This is a genomic window from Gordonia sp. NPDC003504, assembly GCF_053587995.1.
This window is the reverse complement of sequence record NZ_JBSFPC010000002.1, coordinates 412,335-429,452: the sequence shown is the minus strand read 5'-3', so window position 1 is coordinate 429,452 and position 17,118 is coordinate 412,335. Positions and strand designations below refer to the sequence as shown.

General features: G+C 67.0%; 19 protein-coding genes and 1 pseudogene. 16 read left to right on the top strand and 4 right to left on the bottom strand.

All coding sequences use genetic code 11. The features are described 5' to 3' along the window. Positions 1-41: 41 nt before the first annotated feature. The gene (locus ACWDPV_RS06200) at positions 42-833 is read right to left on the bottom strand and encodes an SDR family NAD(P)-dependent oxidoreductase (protein WP_449742186.1); all 792 of its coding nucleotides are present in this window, start codon (positions 831-833) and stop codon (positions 42-44) included. Continuing rightward, entirely contained in the window at positions 830-1,627 is a 798-nt protein-coding gene (locus ACWDPV_RS06195; protein ID WP_449742445.1) for a TetR/AcrR family transcriptional regulator, read from the bottom strand. The genes ACWDPV_RS06200 and ACWDPV_RS06195 overlap by 4 nt, the downstream gene beginning before the upstream one ends. 52 nt (positions 1,628-1,679) lie before the next feature. Between ACWDPV_RS06195 and ACWDPV_RS06190 the strand changes: the two genes are divergently transcribed. From ACWDPV_RS06190 to ACWDPV_RS06145, 10 genes and pseudogenes are all read left to right on the top strand, one after another. Further along, the gene (locus ACWDPV_RS06190) at positions 1,680-3,026 is read left to right on the top strand and encodes a DUF445 domain-containing protein (protein WP_449742444.1); all 1,347 of its coding nucleotides are present in this window, start codon (positions 1,680-1,682) and stop codon (positions 3,024-3,026) included. A gap of 63 nt (positions 3,027-3,089) precedes the next feature. Next, positions 3,090-3,584 carry a helix-turn-helix domain-containing protein gene (locus tag ACWDPV_RS06185; RefSeq protein ID WP_449742185.1) on the top strand — a complete coding sequence of 165 codons (495 nt, stop codon included), beginning with the start codon at positions 3,090-3,092 and terminating at the stop codon, positions 3,582-3,584. Positions 3,585-3,618: 34 nt separating this feature from the next. Further along, complete coding sequence (locus tag ACWDPV_RS06180) at positions 3,619-4,776, top strand: heparin-binding hemagglutinin (RefSeq protein WP_449742184.1); 1,158 nt, start codon at positions 3,619-3,621, stop codon at positions 4,774-4,776. Between the two features lie 65 nt (positions 4,777-4,841). Next, entirely contained in the window at positions 4,842-5,171 is a 330-nt protein-coding gene (locus ACWDPV_RS06175; RefSeq protein WP_348804585.1) for a DUF2516 family protein, read from the top strand. A 235-nt stretch (positions 5,172-5,406) separates the two neighbouring features. Then, positions 5,407-5,874 (top strand): RrF2 family transcriptional regulator, encoded by a 468-nt coding sequence (locus ACWDPV_RS06170; RefSeq protein ID WP_449742183.1) that lies wholly within the window; start codon positions 5,407-5,409, stop codon positions 5,872-5,874. Between the two features lie 65 nt (positions 5,875-5,939). Beyond that, positions 5,940-7,127, top strand: coding sequence for an FAD-binding oxidoreductase (locus ACWDPV_RS06165; RefSeq protein WP_449742182.1), 1,188 nt, complete (start codon positions 5,940-5,942; stop codon positions 7,125-7,127). After that, positions 7,124-7,562: pseudogene (locus ACWDPV_RS06160) on the top strand (hypothetical protein). Before ACWDPV_RS06165 ends, ACWDPV_RS06160 begins: the two are co-directional and overlap by 4 nt. Before the next feature lie 75 nt (positions 7,563-7,637). Beyond that, on the top strand, positions 7,638-8,480 hold the full coding sequence (locus ACWDPV_RS06155; protein ID WP_449742181.1) for a MerR family transcriptional regulator: 843 nt from the start codon (positions 7,638-7,640) through the stop codon (positions 8,478-8,480). Positions 8,481-8,545: 65 nt separating this feature from the next. Beyond that, positions 8,546-9,613 (top strand): alpha/beta fold hydrolase, encoded by a 1,068-nt coding sequence (locus ACWDPV_RS06150; RefSeq protein WP_449742180.1) that lies wholly within the window; start codon positions 8,546-8,548, stop codon positions 9,611-9,613. 2 nt (positions 9,614-9,615) lie between these two features. After that, positions 9,616-10,266, top strand: a complete 651-nt coding sequence (locus ACWDPV_RS06145; RefSeq protein ID WP_449742179.1) for a GyrI-like domain-containing protein — start codon at positions 9,616-9,618, stop codon at positions 10,264-10,266. On the opposite strand, the gene ACWDPV_RS06140 is transcribed toward ACWDPV_RS06145, so the two are convergent. Continuing rightward, on the bottom strand, positions 10,250-11,329 hold the full coding sequence (locus ACWDPV_RS06140) for a UDP-N-acetylmuramate dehydrogenase (RefSeq protein ID WP_449742178.1): 1,080 nt from the start codon (positions 11,327-11,329) through the stop codon (positions 10,250-10,252). The genes ACWDPV_RS06145 and ACWDPV_RS06140 overlap by 17 nt on opposite strands. Before the next feature lie 111 nt (positions 11,330-11,440). Between ACWDPV_RS06140 and ACWDPV_RS06135 the strand changes: the two genes are divergently transcribed. The 6 genes from ACWDPV_RS06135 (at position 11,441) to ACWDPV_RS06110 (ending at position 16,157) form a co-directional block, all read left to right on the top strand. Beyond that, the gene (locus ACWDPV_RS06135) at positions 11,441-11,935 is read left to right on the top strand and encodes a DUF2505 domain-containing protein (protein ID WP_449742177.1); all 495 of its coding nucleotides are present in this window, start codon (positions 11,441-11,443) and stop codon (positions 11,933-11,935) included. Positions 11,936-11,950: 15 nt separating this feature from the next. After that, positions 11,951-12,460 carry a DUF2505 domain-containing protein gene (locus tag ACWDPV_RS06130; protein WP_348804594.1) on the top strand — a complete coding sequence of 170 codons (510 nt, stop codon included), beginning with the start codon at positions 11,951-11,953 and terminating at the stop codon, positions 12,458-12,460. A gap of 34 nt (positions 12,461-12,494) precedes the next feature. Beyond that, positions 12,495-13,247: a class I SAM-dependent methyltransferase gene (locus ACWDPV_RS06125; protein WP_449742443.1), complete on the top strand. Its 753-nt coding sequence runs from the start codon at positions 12,495-12,497 to the stop codon at positions 13,245-13,247. A gap of 9 nt (positions 13,248-13,256) precedes the next feature. After that, the gene (locus ACWDPV_RS06120; RefSeq protein WP_449742176.1) at positions 13,257-14,084 is read left to right on the top strand and encodes a carbon-nitrogen hydrolase family protein; all 828 of its coding nucleotides are present in this window, start codon (positions 13,257-13,259) and stop codon (positions 14,082-14,084) included. A 66-nt stretch (positions 14,085-14,150) separates the two neighbouring features. After that, positions 14,151-15,290: an LmeA family phospholipid-binding protein gene (locus ACWDPV_RS06115; RefSeq protein ID WP_449742175.1), complete on the top strand. Its 1,140-nt coding sequence runs from the start codon at positions 14,151-14,153 to the stop codon at positions 15,288-15,290. Between the two features lie 72 nt (positions 15,291-15,362). Beyond that, positions 15,363-16,157 carry a DUF1542 domain-containing protein gene (locus ACWDPV_RS06110; RefSeq protein ID WP_449742174.1) on the top strand — a complete coding sequence of 265 codons (795 nt, stop codon included), beginning with the start codon at positions 15,363-15,365 and terminating at the stop codon, positions 16,155-16,157. A gap of 31 nt (positions 16,158-16,188) precedes the next feature. Here the strand turns inward: ACWDPV_RS06110 and purU are convergent, their stop codons facing one another. After that, positions 16,189-17,109 (bottom strand): formyltetrahydrofolate deformylase, encoded by a 921-nt coding sequence (purU, locus tag ACWDPV_RS06105; RefSeq protein WP_449742173.1) that lies wholly within the window; start codon positions 17,107-17,109, stop codon positions 16,189-16,191. Positions 17,110-17,118: the final 9 nt, after the last annotated feature.

Below are 17,118 nucleotides of genomic sequence, written 5' to 3'. Positions count from 1 at the left end.
GACGTCCAGGAGAGCCTACCGGGCGGTGGGGTGGTCGACGTTCACTTCGGCGGATACAGCCCGCCGCCGCCGAACGCCTCGCGGTGCGAATCCGGTTGTGCACCATCGTTGTTGACGATCCCGTGATCCCGTCCGTACTCGGCGCCGATGACGGTGTGTCCACTCAGCGACGCCAAAGCCGGGTCGTCGGCCAACGCTGCGATCACCCGGCCGACGAACGCCGGGTCCTCGGCGCGGCTCAGCGAGAAACCGGCGAACTCGTCGACCCCGAGCGAGAGCAGCAATTCGGTGCGAATGAGGCCGAGCCACAACGAGATCGCGGTGACTCCGGTGCCCTCGAGTTCGGTCGCCATGTCGGCGGCCATCTTGTCCAGCCCGGCCTTGCTCATGCCGTAGAGCACCGAATGCAGATGACCACGGGAACCGAACGACGAGATGTTGACGATCAGACCCGACCCGGCGTCGACCATCGCCCGCGCGGCGTACACCGACGCGACGTAGTGGGCGCGCAGCCCGACACCGATCAGCGTGTCCCAATCCGACACCGGGCGCTTCCAGAAGGGTTCGGAGAAACCACCGAATCCCTTCGGCGCCGCCCACGCGTTGTTCACCAGCAGATCCAGGCGCCCGGCCGCACCCGAGATCGTCGCAAAAGCCTCGGCGACGGCTGCGTCGTCACGATGATCGCAGGCCAGCGCGTGGGTGCCGTCGGGGCCGACACCACGACGCGAGGTCACATAAACCGTCCACCCGGCGTCGACGAGCGCGGTGGCCACGCCCCGTCCCACGCCCCGGCTTCCGCCGGTGACCAGGGCGACGCGACGCTCGGTCACTCCGCCTCCGATGTGGTGGCGTCGGCCAGGGGATCGGGCAGCGGAGGCGGTGCCGTCACGAATGCCTCACGGGAGCCGTTCACCCCGGCGACCCCGACGATCGAACTCCACACCATCATCGTCAGATAATCGATGAGTTCGGTGACGGCGATCGGATGATCGGCCATCCACCAGTCGACGGCCCGCTGAATGCCGCCGACCAGGGTGTAGGCCCATACCTGGGCGCCCGTGGTGTCGCCGCCCCGTTCGTCCAGACGCGTGATGATGGTCGCGGTCAGTAACTGGGCGACCAGCTTCTCCGACTCCGCCGAGGTAACCGACGACGTCGGCGACGCGGAGATGGCGAAGCGATACAACTCGGGTTCGTCGGCGACGGCGTGCACATACACGCTGATCACCGTGCGGGTGAGGGTGTACTCGTCGACATCGTCGGTGATCGTCTCGGTCAACCGCGGCATCAGGGTGGTCTCGAAGAACCGGATGGTCGTGGCCACCCCGAGGTCGTTCTTGTCGCTGAAATAGCGGTAGAGCACGGTCTTGGAGACGCCGATGTGCCTGGCGATCTCGTCCATGCCGACATCGGCGCCGAGTTCCCGGATCGCGGCCATCGTGCCGTCGGTGAGTTCGGTGCGACGGGCCTGCTTGTGCTTCTCCCAGCGTTGCCGCCGGCCGTCCGGCTTGACCCGGTCGTCGCCGGATGTGCCCAGGATGGCCTGCTCGAAGCCGCGCGTCACGTTCGCCGCCGCCGACACCGCCGCACGAGCCGCCGACGCGGGATTGGGGCGATTTGCCATCACCCGGCCAGAGTAGTCGGTGCCGATAGGTAAGACTGGATGGGTGTCAACACTGAGTCGGGACGTCGCGGGTCGTCATGCAGCGTCCGGGGGGCGTCACGCAAAGCCCACCAAGTCGCCGGGGTTCGCAGCCGGAGGCTCCTCCGGCGACGAGCGCCGTCGCCGTGAACTGCGCAAGATGAAGATCATCGCGACCAGCCTGCTGGGTGTGGCCGCGGTGATCTATCTATTCACCCGCTACCTCGAGAACCGCGACGGTGACGCCGTCGCCGCCTGGGTCGGATATGTCCGCGCGGCGTCGGAGGCGGGAATGGTCGGCGCGCTCGCCGACTGGTTCGCCGTCACCGCACTGTTCCGTCATCCGTTGGGCCTGCCGATTCCGCACACCGCGCTGATCCGCAAGAAGAAGGACGACATCGGCGATCAGCTCGGCGGGTTCATCGAAGAGAACTTCATGACCCCGGCCGTCATCGAGGAACGCGCCGAGCAACTCGACCTGCCCCGGCGGGTGGCCACCTGGCTCGCCGATCCGGCCAATGCGCCACGTGTCTCCGACGAGGCCGCGCGTGCCATCAAACTTGCCTCGGAGATGTTGCGCGACGAGGACATCGAGCAGTTCATCCAGGCCGCACTGCGCTGGGCCGCCGAGCCCGAATGGGCACCACCGATCGGCCGCATCCTGCACCAGCTGATCGACGAGGAGCGTCTTGAACCGGTCTTCCAACTGCTGTGCGATCGAGCGCACGACTGGGCACTGGGCAGTCAGGCGCTGATCGACCGGGTCGTGGAAAGCGATGTCGGCCCGGCGTGGAAACCGAAGTTCGTCACCACTCTGATGGGTGACAAAATCTACCGTGAGCTGGTCGATTTCACCTACAAGGTCAAGAGCGACCCGAATCACGAGATGCGGCGCTCGATGCATCAGTTCGTCCAGCAGTTCGCCCACGACCTGCAGTACGACCCGGAGATGGTCGCCAAGTTCGAGGCCATCAAACACGAACTGATCGGCAGTGACGAGGTGGCCGACGCTGCGTCGACGGCGTGGAACACCGGCAAGGCCGTCATCGAACAGATGCTCGCCGACCCCAACAGCACCCTGCGCAACACATTGGCCGACGCGGCGATCAATCTCGGTCGGCGAATCCGCGACGATCGGCCCCTCCAGGAGAAGATGAACGGGTGGGTCGCACGTGTCGCCAATCACGTCGCTGTGAACTACTCGCGTGAGGTGATCTCGGTGATCACCGAGACGGTGCGAGGCTGGGACGCCGAGGACACCAGCCGCAAGATCGAGTTGCAGGTGGGCCGTGACCTGCAGTTCATCCGGATCAACGGCACCGTCGTCGGCTCGCTCGCGGGGCTGGCGATCTACACGATCTCGGTGCTGATCTTCCACTGACCCGGCGACGGCCGCATGCAGCAGTGCTTGCACTAGTTAGCACCTGAGTCGATACTGGCTCCAGTGAGCGACGAACCGACACCCGACGCAGCGGACGCCCCGGACGAGGACACCTCGGCCGGTGACGACGTGGGTGGCGTGACGCAGACCGTCGAAGCGGTCACCGCCGTCGCCTCGGATGCGGTGGCCACCGCCGCACAGGACATCGGTGCCTTCATCCGCTCGCAACGACTGTCGGCCGAGGTGTCACTGCGTCAACTCGCCGAGCGCGCCGGGGTCAGCAATCCGTACCTGTCGCAGATCGAACGGGGCCTGCGCAAACCGTCGGCCGACGTGTTGGCCCAGATCGCCAAGGGCCTGCGGGTATCGGCGGAAGTGCTGTACGTTCGGGCCGGAATCCTCGAAGAACGACCGGCCAGCCCGGTGCGTGACGCGTTGATCGCCGACGACTCCATCAGCGAGCGTCAGAAACAGATGTTGCTCGAGATCTACGAATCCTTCCGAAAGGAAAATGCCGCCGGCGTCGACGACGCTGCCGGGGCGGACCCACATGAGTGATCGCTCGAAAGACTGACACCACCGCAGGAGGAGCATGTCCGAGAATCCGTTGTCCACCGCCCTCGGCCAGGTGTCGGCATTGCTGACCGAGTTCCGTGAGCGGGGAGAGGCAGCCACCGAGCAGGCGCAGGCGAAGATCGGTGACGCCGTCGATGAGGCACAAACCAAGGTTCTCGAATCGATCGGCGTCGCCCAGGAGAAACTGTCGGAGTCTCGCGACGACGCCCAGGCCCGATTGGCCGACACCGTCGAAGGTGCCCAGTCGAAGGTCGATGACGCGCTGGCGGCCGCGCTCGCCGCATTCGAGGAGGCGAAGGCGAAGCTGTCGTCGTTGCCGATCGAATTGCCCGAAGAGATCGACGAACTGCGCGCCCGATTCACCCCGGAAGAGCTCCGCAAGGTGGCCGACGCCTACCTCGCCGTCGCGGCGGCCCTGCTCACGTCGCTGTCGGAGCGCAGCGAGGAGGTCCTCGGCAAACTCAAGTCCCAACCGCTGGTCGAGGAGAACCTTCCCAAACTCGAGAAGGTGTACACCGACGCGGTCGCGCTCACCGAAGACGCGCTGGGCACCATCGCCACCCAGACCAGGCTCGTCGGTGAACGCGCGGCCCGTGGTGTCGGAATGAGTTCCGCCGCGGCGACTCCGGAATTGCCGGCGGCCAAGAAGGCGACGGCGGCCAAGACGACGACAGCGGCGAAGAAGGCTCCGGCCAAGACGACTGCCGCGAAGAAGACTCCGGCCAAGACGACGGCGGCGGAGAAGACGACCGCCGCCAAGACGACGGCGGCGGCGAAGAAGGCTCCGGCCAAGACGACGGCCGCCAAGAAGACGACAGCGGTGAAGAAGGCTCCGGCCAAGACGACTGCCACGAAGAAGGCTCCGGCCAAGACGACGGCGGCGGCCAAGAAGGCTCCGGCCAAGACGACGGCCGCCAAGAAGACGACCGCCGCCAAGAAGACGACAGCGGTAAAGAAGGCTCCGGCCAAGACGACGACCGCGGCGAAGAAGGCTCCGGCTGCGAAGAAGGCTCCGGCCAAGACGACGGCGACCGCGGCGAAGAAGGCGACGGCTGCCAAGAAGACGACGGCTGCCAAGAAGACGACCGCCGCCAAGAAAACTCCGGCCACGACGACCGCCGCCAAGAAGGCGCCGGCCAAGAAAGCTCCGGCCAAGCGGACACCGCGCTCATAGCGTAGGACCGCTCGGCGCGTCGCCTACCTCCGCGTTCGCACGTCTGACCCGTAGACTCGGACATCATGAACTTCTTCTCGGCGATGGCCACGGGACAAATGATCCTCATCCTGGTCATCAGCATTGCCGCTGCACTCGCTGCGGTGGTCGCCCTGATCCATGCGGCGGTCCAGCGTCCGGACGCCTTCACCGCGGTCGACCGGCAATCGAAGGTCATCTGGGTGTCGATCCTCGCCGCCTCGGCCATCGTGCTCGTGTTCTTCGGCTTCTTCGCCTCGGGGATCATGGGCATCCTGGCCATCGCCGCGATCGTCGCGACCCTGGTCTACCTCGTTGACGTGCGCAAACGAGTCGACGCCATCCAGAACAAGTCCTGGTTCCGCAAGCTGAACTGACGTCCCCCGACTCCGTTTCGCCGAACGCTTCGAACTCGCCCGCACTGCCCGTGTCCGTCACCGCGACGACACGGGCAGTGTCATTTCGATTTCCGGCGATGTCATTTCCGGCGATGTCATTTCCGGCGGTGTCATTTCCGCCGCCGGTGGCGCCGGCGTGCCCATCTCCCGCTCGTGACAGGGGTCACTCAAAATAATATGCATCCCAGATGCAAATTATGGTTGTCTGGGTGCCATGCAGTTGACGCGGTTCACCGACATCGGCCTCCGCGTCGTCATGCGTCTGGCGGCCCGTCCTGACGAGTCGGTCACCTCGAAGGATCTGGCGACGGCGCTCGCGGTGCCGTACACGCACGTCGCCAAGGTCGTCGTGCGACTGTCGGAGCTCGGCGTGGTGCATGCGCGCCGCGGCCGCAATGGGGGCCTGGTGATCACCGACCTGGGGCGGACCGCCCGCGTCGGATGGCTGGCGTCGCGACTCGAAGGCGACGGCGAGGTGATCGACTGCGAGGGCCCCACCCCGTGTCCACTCCGGCACGGGTGCGCCCTTCGTGGGGCGCTCGCCCGCGCCCGTCGGGCCTTCTTTGAATCCCTGGATGCGCACACGATCGGGGATCTCGTCGCCGATCCCGCCGGTGCCGTCCTCCTGCGTCTCACCATCGGTGACCGGTCCGAGGCCGGCGGTGACCGCACCGCGCAGTGACGCCACATCCGCATATCGATCGGCGGCCCATGGGGGCGCCCGCCGCAACAGAAAGGGAGTTCACCATGCTCAGTCAGACATCACGAGAGGTCATTGCCGCGACGCTGCCCGCAGTGTCGGGGGCCCTCGGCGAGATCACCCCGAACTTCTATCGGCGGCTGTTCGCCGCGCACCCGAACCTGCTCGACGATCTGTTCAACCGAACCCATCAGACGACGGGGGAGCAGCCGATGGCGCTGGCCGGGTCGATCGCCGCGTTCGCACAACTACAACTCGACGAGGATCTGCCGCGGCAGCGGTTCATCCTCGACCGGATCGCCCACAAGCATGCCTCGCTCGGGGTCACCCGGGACCAGTACACGGTTGTCCACGAACATCTCTTCGCGGCGATCGTCGACGTCCTGGGTTCGGTGGTGACTGCGGAGGTCGCGGCTGCCTGGGATGAATTGTATTGGGAGATGGCCGATCTCCTGATCGGTCAGGAAGCGGATCTCTATGCGGCCGCCGGTGTCGTCGACGGGCAGGTCTGGCATGACCTCATCGTGACCCACCGGACTCAGACCGCTCCCGATGTGGTGTCCTTCACCGTCGCCGACCCGGCCGATGCTCGACTTCCCGGTTTTGTTCCAGGGCAGTATGTTTCGATCCAGGTGCCGCTGGCCGACGGCGCCCACCAGATCCGTCAGTACAGCCTGATCGGTCCCGCCGACGAGCGGTGCGAGTGGCAGTTCAGTGTGAAGCTCGCCGGCGAGGTGTCGGGATACCTGCACGAGAACGTCTTCGAGGGTGACTCGCTGCGGATGTCGACACCCTTCGGTGATCTCGTTCTGCCCGAGGGGGATTCGCCACTACTCCTGGCATCGTCGGGTATCGGGTGTACGCCGGTGATCGGGCTGCTGTCCGCGCTGGCCGGTACCGGCTCGACCCGGCCGGTGACGGTCATGCACGCCGATCGATCGCGGTCGGCGCAACCCCATCGGGGTCGACTGGCCGACCTCGTCGATTCCCTGGAGTCCGCGCGCCTGATCCAGTGGTACCGGGAGGGTGTCGATCATCTGATCTCCGACAGCGTGCGATCGGGTCCGATCTCGCTGGAGGACATCGACGTACCTGCCGGTGTCGAGGCGATGCTGTGCGGATCGGCCGGATTTCTCTCCTCGATGCGCGATGAACTCCTGGCCCGCGGGGTCACCGAGGACCACATTCATTACGAGACCTTCGGTCCCGAGCTGGTCCGCGGTGGTTCGCGGTGAGTTCAGCGCAGGCGGTGGCCGTCGCCGTCACCTTCGTGTGGCTCGGCATGGTCGTGGCCATCTCCTTCGTCGAGGCCCCGCTGAAGTTCCGGGCTCCCGGCATCACCATTCCCCTCGGCCTGGGCATCGGGCGGCTGGTGTTCCGCGCGCTCAATGCATTCGAGATGGTGTGGGCCGTCGTGCTCGTCGTCGCGGTGGTGTCCGCCGGGTTGGTGGCGGACGCGGGCGGGCATTCTCGCGGTGGTGGCGGTGGTTCTCCTCGGTGTGCAGGTCCTCGCGATCCGGCCCGCCCTCAATCGCCGGTCGGATGCGGTGCTGGCGGGCGAGGTCGTCATCGACGGGCCTCGCAGTCATGCGCACCTGGTGTATGTCGCCGCCGAGGTCGTCAAGGTCGGGCTGTTGATCGCGACCGGGATGACGCTCCTGGCCGCATGATGATCGGACACCGCGGCGTGTTCGGCGTGGTGTGGCTCGTCGGTTCGCGGTCGGGCGCGGAATACACTGGCCACCGTGGCTGAGTATCGGATCAACGACCTGGCGGAGGCATCGGGGGTCAGCGTCCGCAATATCCGGGTGTATCAGGACCGGGGTCTGTTGCCGCCGCCGGTGATCCGCGGTCGCACCGGCTGGTACTCCGAGGACCACCTGGTCCGGCTGAATCTGATCTCGCGCATGCTCGAACGCGGTTACACCTTCGCGACCATCAGCGAGCTGCTGCACGCCGCGCATTACGGAATGAAGGTCGAGCACGTGCTGCGCGGCGCACCCACCAAGGGCGGGCGGTTCCGCACCTTCAAGCGGGCGGCCACCATCACCTTCACCGAACTGCGCAAGTCGCTCAACGCCAGCGAGAAGTCGATCGCGCTGAGTCAGAAGCTCGGACTGCTGGTGAAGGACGGCGCGCACTACGCCATCAAGAACCCCGAGGTCCTCGAGGGGGCCGAGGTGCTGGTCAAGAGCGGTATCGACATCGACGTTCTGCTCGACCGATTCGTCCGCGTGCAGAACGACCTCGAGGACGCGGCGAAGAGCTTCGTCTCGATCATCACCGACAAATACCTCAACGAGAACCTGCCGGATCTCGACGAGTCCAAGATCAGCGGTGTCGCCGACCTGATCCAGACCGTGCGGCCGATGGCGCACGAGATCGTCGAGACCACCTTCCGCAAGGCCCTCGACGAGGAGATCACCCGAGCGCTCGGTGAGGCCTCGACCTACTTCGACGTCGCCGAAGCCGCCGTCACCGGCGAGGATGGCGAAATCGATGTGACAACAAGTAGTGTGACATCGAACGATGCTGTGGTGGAACGGTCGAATGGCCCCACACCGGAGTCCGACACCGTCCCCGAATAGGGGCGTGACCGAACCGCCACACCGGACGACGCCGTGGTCAACGCGGCGAAGGAGTGGATGCGGACATGAGTCGACGTCACTGGTTGGCCGGAACCGGAGCAGCCGTGGCGGCCGGGGCCGCCGTCGGCGTGGGGACCATCGTGGGCGCTCTGGCCCGCGACGTGCTGCGTGCCGAGTTGGCCGTCGACGACGGGCCGGACGACTTACTGGTGGCGCCCCGGACCGAACCGGAACGCCGGATGGTCACCACCGTCGACGGCACCCGACTGCATGTGGAGATCCACGGTCCCCGCGGCGAGGACACCGGTGACGTCGTCGTCGCGGTTCACGGGTGGACGTGCAACACAGCCTTCTGGAACGCTCAGATCAATCACCTCGCCGGCACCCACACGGTGGTCGTCTACGACCAGCGCGGGCACGGTCGCAGTGAACTGGGTCGGGCCCGACCGACCATCGACATGCTCGGCCGCGACCTCGACGCCGTGCTGGCCGCGGTGGTCCCGCCGGCCCGTCGCGCCATGCTCGTCGGGCACAGTATGGGTGGGATGACCATCATGTCGTGGGCCGCGCAGTTCCCGGAGAAGGTTCCCACGGTCGCGGCGTCGGCGGTCCTGGCCTCCACCGCCGCCCACAACGTCGTCAACTCGACGTTGCTCCTGCCGACCGGCCTCCCCCGGTACACCCGCCCCTTTGTTCCGGCCATCAACCGCGCCTTCACCTCGGCACCGGTGCCGCTGCCGCACACGGCGTACTCGGGCCGATTCGCGCATTACGTCGCCCTCGGGTCGGCGGCTCGCGCCTCCCACGTCGAATTCGTCGACACGATGATCGCCGCCTGCCCGCCGCGCGCACGGGCCGGCTGGGGATCGGCGATGGGACGACTCGACGTGCGCGCCGGACTGGCGGCGCTGACGGTGCCGACCACCGTCATCGTCGGCGACGAGGACCGACTCACCCCACCCGCCCACGCCGAGCAGATCGCCGAGATCCTGCGTGGCCACGGTCATCTGCGTGAGCATGTGGTGCTGCCCGGTGTCGGGCACATGTCGCCGATCGAGGCGGCGGGTCGCGTCGACGAGATCCTGGAACAGCAAGCGGCGCAGACATTGTCAGCGCCCGTCGGGCAGCGCTGACGATGACCGGCCCGGCCACCGCATCGTCACCGCGCGGCAAGGCCGACCCGAAGAAGGATCTGGACTGTTACCGGGCGCGACGCGGGCGGTTCCGGATCGTCGACATTCCCGACATGGCCTATTTGATGATCGACGGTCACGGCGACCCCAACACGACGCAGGTGTTCGCGGAGGCCATCGAGACGATGTACCCGGTGGCCTATGCCTGCAAGTTCGGGAGCAAACGCCGCCTCGGCCGCGACTACGTCGTGCCACCACTCGAGGGACTGTGGTGGGCCGAGGACATGACCTCGTTCACCCGGGCCCGGGACAAATCGCGGTGGTCCTGGACGTTGATGATCATGGTGCCCGACTGGGTCACCGCCGATCTGATCGACGACGCCATCGCGGCGGTACGCGCCAAGGGTGCGGCTCCCCGGATCGCTGACCTGCGTGTCGAGTCCATGTCGGAGGGACGCTGCGTCCAGACGCTGCACGTCGGATCCTTCGACGACGAGGGGTCCGTCCTCGCCGAGATGCACGACAGCTTCATCCCCGACAACGGGTTGACCATGACCGGCCGCCACCACGAGATCTATCTGAGTGACTTCCGTAAGACGCCGGAGGATCGTCGGAAAACGATTCTGCGGCAACCGGTTACAGGACGCAGTTAACCAACACCGGTTCGGGTGCGAGGGTGACGCCGAAGGCCCCGGCGACGCCGTCGCGGACATCGCGGGCCAGATCGAGGATCTGTTCGGCGGTCGCGCCACCCCGATTGGTCAGTGCCAGAGTGTGTTTGGTGCTCAACCGGACCGGAGATCCCGGGCCCGGATAGCCCTTGGCGTAGCCGGCTCGCTCGATCAGCCATCCGGCGGACAGTTTCACGCCGTCATCGGCCGGATACGACGGCACCGAGATGTCGCGACCCACGCGCGTGTGGATGCGTTCGAGTACCGCAGCGGCGTCGTCGGCCGAGATGATCGGGTTGGTGAAAAACGAACCGGCACTCCAGGTGTCGTGATCATCGGGGTCCAGCACCATGCCCTTGCCCCGGCGCAGCGACAGCACGGCATCGCGGACCGCGGCGGCGTCGGCGGACGAATCGCGCTCCACCCCCATGACATCGGCGAGTTCCCGGTACCGCAGCGGCCGGCTCTGCCCGGCGTCGTCGAGCCAGAACGACACCGCGACGACGATCATGTCGTCGCGGTGCTTGAGCCGCGACGTGCGGTAGGCCAGACCGAGTTCGTTGGGCGAGACCCACCGCAGGGTGCCCGAGCGACGATCGAGAACGTGCACGCTGCGCAGGATGTCGGCGACCTCCACCCCGTAGGCGCCGACGTTCTGGACGGGGGTGGCGCCGGTCGATCCGGGGATACCCGACAGGCATTCGAGCCCGCCGAAGCCCTCGTCGACGGTGGCCGCCACCAGATCGTCCCAGACGACCCCGGCGTCGGCGGTCACGTGCGCGCGGCCCGATTCGCGGCCGGTGCCGAAGTCGATGCCGGAACTCTCGATGCGGATGGCGGTGCCGTCGAAGCCGTCGTCGCCGATCACCAGATTCGAACCGCCGCCGATCACCAGGGCGGGCTCGGACTCGGCGTCGGCACCCAGGATCTCCTCGACGACCGAACGGGTATCGGTGCAGCGGATCAGTGCTCGCGCCGGACCGCCGACCCGCAACGTGGTCAGCCGGGCCAGCGGGACGCTGCGCTGCAGCGGTGTCTCGGTCACGGCCCCACCGTAACCCGCGGCCCCGTCAAGCGGTCTGCCCCGTCGAGGGATCTGGGCCGTCAAGGGATCTGGGCCGTCAAGAGATCTGGTCCGTCGAGTAATCTCTCTGCCATGGCGAGCTCGCTCAAGCACTCGGTGTCCTTTCCCTTCTCCACCGCCCGGTACTGGGAACTCGTCTCCGACGAGCAGTACTGGCACGGCCTGCTCGAGGCCACCAACTCCAGCCACGGCAAGCTGATCTCGTTCCGGATCGACGGCACCGACGTCCACGTCGAACTGCAGCAGGGTGTGCCCGAGGACCGGCTGCCGTCGGTGGTCACCAAGGTCCGTCCCGGTGATCTGGAGATCCCGCGCACCATGACCTTCGGCTTCGACGGAAACGTGCTCACCGGCACCATGAGCGCGTCGGTGACCGGCGCCCCGGCCCACGTCGAGGGTGCTTTCACCGCCACCGGTGATCCGGCGAACGTCGACTACACCGGCAGTGCCAAAGTGGGCATCCCGTTCGTCGGCGGCAAGATCGAAACCGCCGTCATCGAGCAGTTGGTGGAACTCCTCGACAACGAGCGGGAGAAGACGGTGACTTGGGAGGCCGCTCACCGCTGACGTAACCTGACCGTTATGGCACGACGTCTCAGCTACTCCGCTCGCTACACCCATCCTGCGGAGAAGCTCTACGAAGCGCAGATGACCCGCAGGTACTGGGATGACATGATGGCGGGTTTCCAGATGATCTCCCCGCACTGCGAGGTGGAGGACTTCCGCGCTGATGAAACCGGCATGAAGGTGGTGCTCAAGCAGCACATCGGCCGCGACCAGCTCCCCGCGATCGCTCAGACCGTCCTGATGAAGGACATGGTGATCACTCGCGAGGAGACCTTCGGTCCGTTCGACCCGGACAACACCAAGGGTGACTACACCGCCTCCATCCCGGCCGGCCCGGGCAGCCTGACCGGCTGGCAGGAACTGTTCCCCACCGACACCGGATGCACGATCCGCAAGACGTCCGAGGTGAAGGTCTTCATCCCGTTCATCAACGGCAAGCTCGAGCAGCTGATGCTGGTCAATCTGGTGGACCTGTTCCGCGCCGAGGCGGAATACGCCAAGGACTGGATCGACAAGAATCTCTGACCGCAACCCCGCGTCGGGAAAGCCGGCCGGCCGCATCACCCGCGGCACCACCAACATCAACCGGCTGCGCCGGGTGGATCGGTGGATGGCGCACGACCCGGCGGTCATCGGCGCGCTGACCACGTCGCCGCGGCCCCTGGTCGTCGACCTGGGCTACGGTGCCCGCCCTGACACCTGCGTGGAGATGGCTCACCGTCTGCGCGCGGTGGCGCCCGATTTGGAGATGGTCGGACTGGAAATCGATCCGGACCGCGTCGTCCCGCCTCGTCATGATGTCCGTTTCGCCGTCGGCGGCTTCGAACTCGCGGGCCTGCGACCGCGTCTGGTGCGGGCCTTCAACGTGCTGCGTCAATACGACGAGGCCGAGGTCGGCCCGGCCTGGGCGCGGATGCAGGCCCGGCTCGCACCGGGCGGGCTCATCGTGGAGGGCACCTGCGACGAGATCGGCCGTCGCTGTACCTGGGTGCTGCTGGACGCCGACGGCCCGCGCAGCCTGACCTTGTGCTGGTCTCCCCGGCACTCCGACCGTCCCTCCGATCTCGCCGAACGGCTCCCGAAGGCGCTCATCCACCGCAACGTGCCCGGCGAACGCATCCACGACCTGCTCACCCTGGCCGATCGCTGCTGGGACAACGCCGCCGGGCACACGGTGTTCGGGCCGCGGGCCCGATGGGCGCAGACGTTGCGGTCGATGCGGGCGGCCGGTGTCGACGTCGCGATCAGCCGACGCCGCGTCGTCGACAATCTGTTGACGGTGCCCTGGGAGTGTGTCGCACCACACGGGTAGGTTGGCCGCATGCGCATCGCGATGGCCCAGATCAACTCCGGAACCGACCCGGCCGACAATCTCCGCGCTGTCGCCGACGCGACCCGGGAGGCCGCCGCCGACGGCGCGCGACTCGTGGTGTTCCCCGAGGCGATGATGTGCCGCTTCGGTGTCCCGCTCGGACCGGTGGCGCAGCCACTGAACGGTCCGTGGGCCACCGGCATCGCCGACCTCGCCCGCGAACACGACCTCACCATCGTCGCCGGCATGTTCACCCCCGCCGATGACGGCCGGGTGGCCAACACACTCATCGCCGCAGGCCCGGACGGCACCTGCACCGGCTACGACAAGATCCACCTCTACGACGCGTTCGGATTCAGCGAATCCGAGACCGTCGCACCCGGTGACACCGCCGTGAGCATCGACGTCGACGGGATCACCGTCGGACTGGCGACCTGCTACGACATCCGGTTCCCCGAGCTGTTCACCACGCTGGCCGCCGAGGGTGCGCAGGTCATCGTGGTGCCGGCGTCCTGGGGCGCGGGCCCCGGCAAGGTCGATCAGTGGCGCACCCTGGCGACGGCGCGGGCACTGGATTCGACGTCATTCGTGGTCGCCGTCGGGCAGGCGGTACCGGTGGCGGAGGCGGCCCGGAAGGCCAAGGCGCCGACCGGGACCGGACATAGCCAAATCTCAGATCCCTTCGGTAGCGTGGTCGCGTCATATCGGGGGGAGCGTCACATCGGGGTACACGACATCGATCTGGATGTCGTCACCACAGCCCGCGAACAGCTCGCGGTGCTCGCGAATCGGCGAACTTTTCACACCACTGCATCGCCGGCATCGCACAGCATCTGAGCGACACGGATCGAACGAGAACCGACTGGGGACCACCCACAGCCGAGAAACGCTAGGACGGAATGCATGGCCGACGAGACCGAGGGTCCGGGCACCGAACGGACTCCGCAGGACCCGGATTCGACGAAGAAGGTCGATCGCCCCACCGTTGACGAGGCGTCAGCGGCCACCGAACAAGAGACGTCAGCGGCCACCGAACAATGGGAACCGGCGTCGACGTCGCAGCACGCCCGGGCCTACTCCGACGTCTCGGCGGCCACGACCTCACCGGTCACACCACCGCCGGCGGCCGGATGGGAGGCGCCGACGGGGACCTCACGGTTCCCGACCGGTGAGAATCCGGTCGGACCGGAGACCGGTGCTGGGCCGCAGTCCACCGGTGTGGTGACGACATCCCCACGCCGCGGTGGGAAGGGCAAGTTCATCGCTCTCGGCGCGGTCGGGGTGATCCTCGTCGTCGTGATCGCGTTGGTTGGCACCGAACTGTTTCTGCGCAGCCGCGTGACCGACTGCCTGGAGAGCCAGTTCGGTTCACTGACCGGCCAGTCGACCAGTGTGTCGTTGAGCAAGAAACCCATTCTGCTGCAGAAGTTCTCGAACGACTTCCCGTACGTGCAGGTCGACACCGCCGACGACGGCTCCACCGGAATCCGGTTGCATGCGCGCGCCGACGGCCTCAGTCAGGACGGCGACGCCCTGAAGATCTCGTCGCTGTCGGGCACCGGATATGTGCCGTTCCAGCGGGTGATCGATCTGAGCGCCCAGCAGTCATCGAGCAGTGGCGGTGGCGGTAACGGCACCGGCGGATCCGGTGATCAGAATGCGCTCCTGCCCAGCGGCGCCGAGGTCACCTCGGTGGTCGGCAACTCCACCGACGGGACCGTCAAGGTCGATGCGACCGTGCAGGTCGCCATCTTCCCGGTGCCGGTCAGCCTGACCATCAAACCCGTCGTCGATCAGGGACAGGTGCACTTCCAGGTCGAGCAGGCCAACGCCTTCGTCTTCGGTATCCCCGCCGACTTTGCGCAGCAGTTCGTCGACGGTTTCGGTGACAGCCTGTTCGGTGACTTCACCAAGGAGATCCAGGTGCAGTCATTGAAGGTGACCGACCAGGGCGTCGACTTCGCCGTCTCCGGGACCGACGTCGACCTCACCGGCGCCACCACCAGCTCGGGTAACCAGTCGGAGGGCTGCTCGCTGACCTGACGCCCCAGGTGTGTCCGGCCACGTCGGTACGCTGGGAGATGTCCGATTCTCGAACCCCTCCCGGAGGCTCCCGTGGGACAGCTACTGCTCATCGCCATCGTCATCCTGCTCGTGGTGGGGGTGGTGGTGCTGTTCCAACAGCGGTCCGGTGCCGGCACCGCCCGCACCCTCGACGACGCCAAGGCCGACGCCCGGCAGGTCATCGAACGTCTCGGTGGTCAGGTGTACATGCTCGTCGGTGATTCGCCCGCGTCCAAGCAGGCCCTCGCCGACGCGTCCGAGCGGCTCACCGCGGCCGGCTCTCAGATCGATCAGGCGGCCAGTCCCGCGCAGGCCCGGCTGGCCAAACAGACCGCGATCGAAGGTCTGTACTACATCCGTGCCGCGCGCACGTCGATGGGAATGGATCCCGGTCCGGCGATCCCCGAACTCGACGGTCAGCGCAGCGCCGGCGCGGTGACCGAGGACCGCGCCATCGAATTCGAGGGCCGCACCGTGGCGGCCTCGCCGAAGCCGTCGTCGGCGACCCCCAACTACTATCCGGGCGGCCGGGTCGCGGGCCGTCCGGTGCCGGCCGGGTGGTATTCGGAACCCTGGTGGAAACCCGCACTGGTCGCCGGTGCGTGGGGTGTCGGATCGATGCTGCTGTTCTCGTCGTTGTTCTCCGGCATGGCCGGCGTCGGCTACAACGCCGCGGCCTTTGAAAGCGGTGCCGGTGATTACGGCGACGGTGGTGGTGGCGACGGTGGTAACGGCGACTACGGCGACGGTGGTGGAGACGCCGGGGGAGGGGACTTCGGCGGTGGTGATTTCGGGGGCGGTGGTTTCGGCGACTTCGGTGGCGGTGGCGACTTCGGCGGCTTCTGACGGTGCTCCGATCGGCTGCCTGATGCCGAGATCAGTTGAACACCACGGTCTTTCGGCCGTGCACCAGAACCCGATCCTCCAGATGCCAGCGCAATCCCCGTGCGAGAACCAGGGTTTCGATGTCACGGCCCTGCCGGACCATGTCGATGACCGCGTCGGAATGGTCGATTCGGGTGACGTCCTGTTCGATGATCGGCCCGGCGTCGAGGTCGGCGGTCACGTAATGGCAGGTGGCGCCGATCAATTTGACGCCGCGGGCGAAGGCCTGATGGTAGGGGCGGGCGCCGATGAAACTCGGTAGGAAGCTGTGGTGGATGTTGATCGCCCGTCCGGCCCACGCCTCGCACAGTTCCGGCGGCAGGATCTGCATGAACCGGGCCAGCACGACCGCGTCGGGGGCGTAGCCGTCAACGATCGCCTCCACCTGATCGAAGGCCGCGCGCTTGGAGCGGGCGCTGGAGCGACCGTCAGGACCGGCGAACGGCACATGGTGGAACCTCACCCCGAAACGTTCGGTGAGCTCCTGCAGGTCCGGATGATTACCCACGACCGCCGACACCGTCGCCGGCAGCTCACCGCGGTCGGCGCGACCAAGCAGATCGGTCAGGCAGTGGCTCTCCTTGCTGACCAACAGGACCGCCGACTTGCGCTCGCCGGTGTCAGTGAGCTTCCACTCGGTCTGCGGGCCCCACTCGGCGGCCACCTCGGCGAACCGGGTGCGGACCTCGTCGAGCGACAGCGACACCGAGTCGGCCCGCACCGCCTGCCGGGTGAAGAACCAGCCGGAGTCCTCGTCGGAGTGATAGGCCGCCTCGGTGATCCAGCCGCCGATCTCGGCCAGGAATGTCGAGATCCGCGCGACGATCCCGGTCTGATCCTGGCATCCCAGGGTCAGGACGTAGCGGCGGTCGGTGGTGGCGGACACGGTCGGGGCGGGCACAGCGGTGGTCACGATCCTCAA

Bases quoted from the DNA above. Each gene is read 5' to 3' on its own strand.
- ACWDPV_RS06195 (WP_449742445.1), bottom strand. From the start codon at position 1,627: ATGGCAAATCGCCCCAATCCCGCGTCGGCGGCTCGTGCGGCGGTGTCG.
- ACWDPV_RS06180 (WP_449742184.1), top strand. From the start codon at position 3,619: ATGTCCGAGAATCCGTTGTCCACCGCCCTCGGCCAGGTGTCGGCATTG.
- ACWDPV_RS06175 (WP_348804585.1), top strand. From the start codon at position 4,842: ATGAACTTCTTCTCGGCGATGGCCACGGGACAAATGATCCTCATCCTG.
- ACWDPV_RS06170 (WP_449742183.1), top strand. From the start codon at position 5,407: ATGCAGTTGACGCGGTTCACCGACATCGGCCTCCGCGTCGTCATGCGT.
- ACWDPV_RS06165 (WP_449742182.1), top strand. From the start codon at position 5,940: ATGCTCAGTCAGACATCACGAGAGGTCATTGCCGCGACGCTGCCCGCA.
- ACWDPV_RS06150 (WP_449742180.1), top strand. From the start codon at position 8,546: ATGAGTCGACGTCACTGGTTGGCCGGAACCGGAGCAGCCGTGGCGGCC.
- ACWDPV_RS06145 (WP_449742179.1), top strand. From the start codon at position 9,616: ATGACCGGCCCGGCCACCGCATCGTCACCGCGCGGCAAGGCCGACCCG.
- ACWDPV_RS06135 (WP_449742177.1), top strand. From the start codon at position 11,441: ATGGCGAGCTCGCTCAAGCACTCGGTGTCCTTTCCCTTCTCCACCGCC.
- ACWDPV_RS06130 (WP_348804594.1), top strand. From the start codon at position 11,951: ATGGCACGACGTCTCAGCTACTCCGCTCGCTACACCCATCCTGCGGAG.
- ACWDPV_RS06120 (WP_449742176.1), top strand. From the start codon at position 13,257: ATGCGCATCGCGATGGCCCAGATCAACTCCGGAACCGACCCGGCCGAC.
- ACWDPV_RS06115 (WP_449742175.1), top strand. From the start codon at position 14,151: ATGGCCGACGAGACCGAGGGTCCGGGCACCGAACGGACTCCGCAGGAC.